The sequence below is a fragment of the Bradyrhizobium sp. 25ACV genome, from assembly GCF_054863005.1.
Genome location: NZ_JAVAYO010000201.1, coordinates 1 through 237, shown reverse-complemented (window position 1 = coordinate 237; position 237 = coordinate 1). Strand labels below are relative to the sequence as shown.

The 237-nt window shown below is 73.8% G+C and carries 1 protein-coding gene; it reads left to right on the top strand.

What is annotated here, in order from left to right:
- On the top strand, positions 1-237 hold a 237-nt coding region (locus RAD04_RS39150; protein WP_461628032.1), incomplete at both ends, for a hypothetical protein.

Below are 237 nucleotides of genomic sequence, written 5' to 3'. Positions count from 1 at the left end.
ACCGTCGACGAAAGCGGCACCGTGACCGCCGTGGCCGCCGGCACCGCGACCATCACCGCGGAGAGCACCGACGGCAGCGGGAAATCCGCAACCTGCACCGTCACCGTCACCGCGCCCGTCGTCCCCGTCGGGAGCGTGACGCTCGACAAGACGAGCGCGGAGCTTGCGGTAGGCGGGACGCTGAAGCTCGCCGCCACCGTCGCGCCCGGCGACGCGACGAGCCCGCAGCTCGCCTGG